4 protein-coding genes and 1 pseudogene are annotated in these 4,241 nt (G+C 57.5%); 4 read left to right on the top strand and 1 reads right to left on the bottom strand.

Annotated features, from left to right (window positions below):
• From D180_RS08700 to D180_RS23860, 4 genes and pseudogenes are all read left to right on the top strand, one after another.
• Nucleotides 1-379 (top strand): annotated as a pseudogene (locus D180_RS08700) (cytochrome C biogenesis protein); the annotation flags it as partial.
• 296 nt (nt 380-675) lie between these two features.
• Nucleotides 676-1,791, top strand: coding sequence for a homoserine O-acetyltransferase (locus D180_RS08695; protein WP_017912488.1), 1,116 nt, complete (start codon nt 676-678; stop codon nt 1,789-1,791).
• A 16-nt stretch (nt 1,792-1,807) separates the two neighbouring features.
• Complete coding sequence (locus D180_RS22940; RefSeq protein ID WP_081616447.1) at nt 1,808-2,857, top strand: DUF262 domain-containing protein; 1,050 nt, start codon at nt 1,808-1,810, stop codon at nt 2,855-2,857.
• Entirely contained in the window at nt 2,847-3,473 is a 627-nt protein-coding gene (locus tag D180_RS23860; protein ID WP_157835442.1) for an MAE_28990/MAE_18760 family HEPN-like nuclease, read from the top strand. Before D180_RS22940 ends, D180_RS23860 begins: the two co-directional genes overlap by 11 nt.
• Here the strand turns inward: D180_RS23860 and D180_RS08690 are convergent.
• Nucleotides 3,467-4,241: ATP-binding cassette domain-containing protein (locus D180_RS08690; protein ID WP_017912487.1), on the bottom strand; the 775-nt coding region annotated here is incomplete at its 5' end. The two genes, D180_RS23860 and D180_RS08690, sit on opposite strands and share 7 nt — an antisense overlap.

Here is a 4,241-nt window from a genome sequence, read left to right as displayed (position 1 = left end):
CGCCACGGCGCAGCCTGACAAGGCGCCGGCGACCGCCGGCCTGACCGTGGCGGTGTCGCTGGACCCGGCGTTCGCCGCCCGCGTGCGCCTGCGCGGCGACGCCAGCGTGTTCGTGATCGCGCGCGTGCCGGACGGCCCGCCGATGCCGGTGGCGGTGCAGAAACATCCGCTGCAGGCGCTGCCGTTGCGGGTGACGCTGAGCGACGCGGACAGCCCGATGCCGACGCAGAAACTCTCGCAACTCAAGCAGGTGCAGGTGATCGCGCGGCTGTCGGCCAGCGGTAATGCCATGCGCCAGGACGGCGATCTGGAATCGGCGCCGGTGACGGTCACCCTGCCGGCGACCGCGCCGGTGGAGCTGGTGATCGGCAAGCCGTAGCGCAAGCAGTCGTGTGTGAGCGACCGTGCCTGATCGGGACCGTCCGGTCGCGACCAGGCCAAGACGCCAGCAAGAATGCGAAACGTCGTTGCAGGAGCGGCTTCAGCCGCGACACGCTCTACCGGGAGTCCTGTCGCGGCTGAAGCCGCTCCCACGAGGCAATCGCGGTGGAAGCGAATGATCAGACGCGCAGTAGATCCGGCCCGGCGTCACTCACGGAGGCCATTGCGGCCCGACACGCTCCATCCCGCACCCCGCATACGCCGGATGCGCAATCGCGCGGCTAGAATCGGCGCATGACCGAATTCATCCCGCCCGGCAGCCGCTTCCTCGCCCTGCCCTCGCCGTTCCCGATGAAACGTGGCGGCCAGTTGCATGGCGCGCGGGTCGCCTACGAAACCTGGGGCACGCTGTCGGCCGCGCGCGACAACGCGGTCCTGATCGTCACCGGACTCTCGCCCGACGCGCATGCCGCAGCCAACGCCGACGATCCCACGCCAGGCTGGTGGGACGGCATGCTCGGCCCGGGCAAGCCGATCGACACCCAGCGTTGGTTCGTGATCTGCGTGAACTCGCTGGGCAGTTGCAAGGGCTCGACCGGCCCCGCCTCAGCGCACCCGGACGACGGCCAGCCGTATCGCCTGCGCTTCCCGGAGCTGTCGATCGAGGATGGTGCCGACGCCGCTGCGCAAGTGGTGCGGGCACTGGACATCGCGCAGTTGGCCTGCGTGATCGGCAACTCGATGGGCGGCATGACCGCGCTGGCGCTCCTGCACCGGCATCCAGGCCTGGCCCGCAGCCACATCAATATTTCCGGCAGCGCGCAGGCACTGCCGTTCTCGATCGCGATCCGCTCGCTGCAGCGCGAGGCGATCCGCCTGGACCCGAACTGGAACGGCGGCGACTACGACGAAGCCACCTATCCCGAATCGGGCATGCGCATGGCACGCAAGCTGGGCGTAATCACCTACCGCTCGGCGCTGGAATGGGACGGCCGCTTCGGCCGCGTGCGCCTGGACTCGGACCAGACCGACGACGATCCGTTCGGCCTGGAATTCCAGGTCGAGAGCTACCTGGAAGGCCACGCCCGCCGCTTCGTGCGCCGCTTCGACCCGAACTGCTATCTGTACCTGAGCCGCTCGATGGACTGGTTCGACTTGGCCGAACCTGCGGGCGGCGACGTACTGGCCGGCATCGCCACGATCCACATCGAGCGCGCATTGGCGATCGGCGCCAACACCGACATCCTGTTCCCGGTGCAACAGCAGCAACAGATCGCCGACGGTCTGCGCGCCGGCGGCGCACAGGCGCAGTTCCTGGGGCTGGATTCGCCGCAGGGCCACGATGCCTTCCTGGTGGATTTCGCGCGGTTCGGGCCGGCGGTGCAGAATTTTTTTAAATTAGAAATGTAGAAAACAAAGGACGACTATGAATAACCTGGAAGATATAATTGCTGAAAAGAGAAACTCACTTAAAACAGATCGACTTGATATGTCGTTCGGTGAAATTATGAGTATCTTTGAAGATGGAGATTTATTCATATCACCTGAATATCAACGAGTTTTCAGGTGGTCTCAATTTCAACAAACCAGATTCATTGAATCTGTGCTTCTTGGAATACCAATACCTCCAATATTTGTCGCAGAAGATGACGCAGGGAAATGGGAGGTTGTTGATGGACTACAGCGGATTTCCACGATATTCTCTTTCTTTGGCCTACTAAAAGAAGTTCCTGAAAAAAACAACTCCACCCTTACAGTGGGCGAAATGATTCCTCAACTTGAGGGCTTAACAAGCAACACGCTGCCTATAAAACTTAAAACAACATTAAAAAGAGCAGTGTGCAGAGTTGAAATTGTTCGATGGGACAGCCTTGAGGACATTCGATATGAGCTGTTTAACAGATTAAATACCGGAGCCAGCCCGCTATCCGATCAAGAGATTCGAAATTGCATATTCCGCGCATATGCAGTTGATCTTAATCAGATACTGAGGGATGTAGCAAAAATTGACGAATTCAATGAATTAATTGCGCCAAGTGATGCAAAAAAGGAAGGAATGTTTTTAGAAGAACTGACACTTCGGTTCTTTGCGTTTAAACATCTAACAGAGGAATTCAGGACGACAGTCCCACAATTTTTAACTGAATTCATGAAGGAAGTCTCGAAAGGAGACCATCCCTTCGACCTCGACAGAGAGAAGAAATATTTTGTCGAAGTAATTAACTTCCTAAATGACACCTATGGCAAAAAGATATTTCGCCCCAAAGGTAATTTTGCGCTACACCTATTTGACTCAATTGCATATGCACTTCCCAAAAAGTTTAAGAAAATCAAGGGAAATGAGAAAAAAATTATGGCCAAAATAAGCATGCTAACTAGGGATAAAAAATACAATGCAATTGGCACCAGCACGTTCTCCAATACCCGAATCAGAAACAGAATGAATCGAGCCCTAGAGATATTCAATGCCCCATAAAGTTATAGAGGAAATTGTCGCCAGTAATGAGTGGAGGCAAGGCGACTTTGCCAAATTGAAAATGAACGCTTCTGGAGTAGAAGAATTACTCTGGTGTAGGCTTTGCATACCTTTAATATATGCGCACTGGGAGGGGTATGTAGTCAGCTCACTAAAAATACTTTTAGATCATTTAAATGAGCTAAGCCTTTCCCCTGAAGATATTCCAACGAAATTAGTTGTAGTGGGGCTCGGGGAAAGCTACAAGTCACTAAGCGGGAAACAGTCATTTTCACAACGCATTGTTTTTACTGAAAAATTCAGGAAGCTTCTTAGGGAGTCAATAAAATTCCAGAAAAAAATAGACACAAAGTCCAATCTGAAAACTGAAAATTTCAAAGAACTTTGTGAAATGTATGGTTTCGACTACGTCAAATTTTCAGATGTAGGCGCGGACATTGACAGGCTAGTCAACATTAGAAATGCAATAGCTCACGGGGAGAACGGCTTCAATCCCGACATGAAAAACGTCGAAAAATATATAGGCGCAGTAACTACGGCAACCGATCTTCTTCGCGAAGAGATAGAGAACTTCCTCAAAAACGAGGAATATTTAATTAAGAAAATCCCTCAATAAGGCATATCTAGGGATAACCATCCCTCCTGCAACCGATAACGCACATGCACCACGCCCTCGGGCAGCGCATCGTGACTGATCAGCAGCAGGCTGCGCTGGCCCAACGCCTGCGCCAGGTCGCGCAACAGCGCCTGCGCGGTGTCCACGTCCAGGCCTTCGGTGGGTTCGTCCAGCACCAGCAACGGTGCCTCGCGCAACAGGGCACGGGCCAGGGCCAGGCGCCGCGCCTGGCCGGCGGACATGGTGGCGCCGTTTTCGCCGAGCCAGGCGTCGAGGCCACCGACTTCGTGCAGCCAGGCGTCGAGCCGCACGTCGGTCAGCACCCGCTGCAGCCGCGCATCGTCGGCCGATGGATCGCCCAGGCGCAGATTGTCGCGCACGCTGCCGGCGAACACCGGCGCGCCCTGCGGCAACCAGGCGATGCGGCGGTGCCACTGCGCCTCGGCCACGTCACGCAGGTCGACGCCGGCATAGCGGACGCTGCCGTGTTGCGGATCCCACAGCCGCAGCAGCAGCGCCGACAGGGTGGTCTTGCCGCTGCCGCTGTCGCCGGAGAGGGCGATGCGCTCGCCCGGCGCAATGCGCAGGGACACACCGTCGAGTACGCGCCGCGCCTCGCCCGGCCAGGCGAAGACGATGTGGTCGAACTGCACCTCGCCGGTCGCCGGCAGCGAACGCGGTTGCGCCGGGTCGAGCACCGGTGGCGCCTGCCCGGCGATCGCCTGCAGGCGCCGCGCGGCGACGCGGCCGGACTGCAGCGCCTGCCAG

This window comes from Xanthomonas sp. SHU 166 (assembly GCF_000364685.1).
Lineage (GTDB): Bacteria > Pseudomonadota > Gammaproteobacteria > Xanthomonadales > Xanthomonadaceae > Xanthomonas_A > Xanthomonas_A sontii.
Note: the sequence above shows the minus strand (reverse complement) of the source record. Positions and strands in the feature narration are given on the sequence as shown.

What these genes read in the sequence shown, in the direction of transcription:
- D180_RS08695 (WP_017912488.1), top strand. Translation starts at nt 676, where the DNA reads ATGACCGAATTCATCCCGCCCGGCAGCCGCTTCCTCGCCCTGCCCTCG.
- D180_RS22940 (WP_081616447.1), top strand. Translation starts at nt 1,808, where the DNA reads ATGAATAACCTGGAAGATATAATTGCTGAAAAGAGAAACTCACTTAAA.
- D180_RS23860 (WP_157835442.1), top strand. Translation starts at nt 2,847, where the DNA reads ATGCCCCATAAAGTTATAGAGGAAATTGTCGCCAGTAATGAGTGGAGG.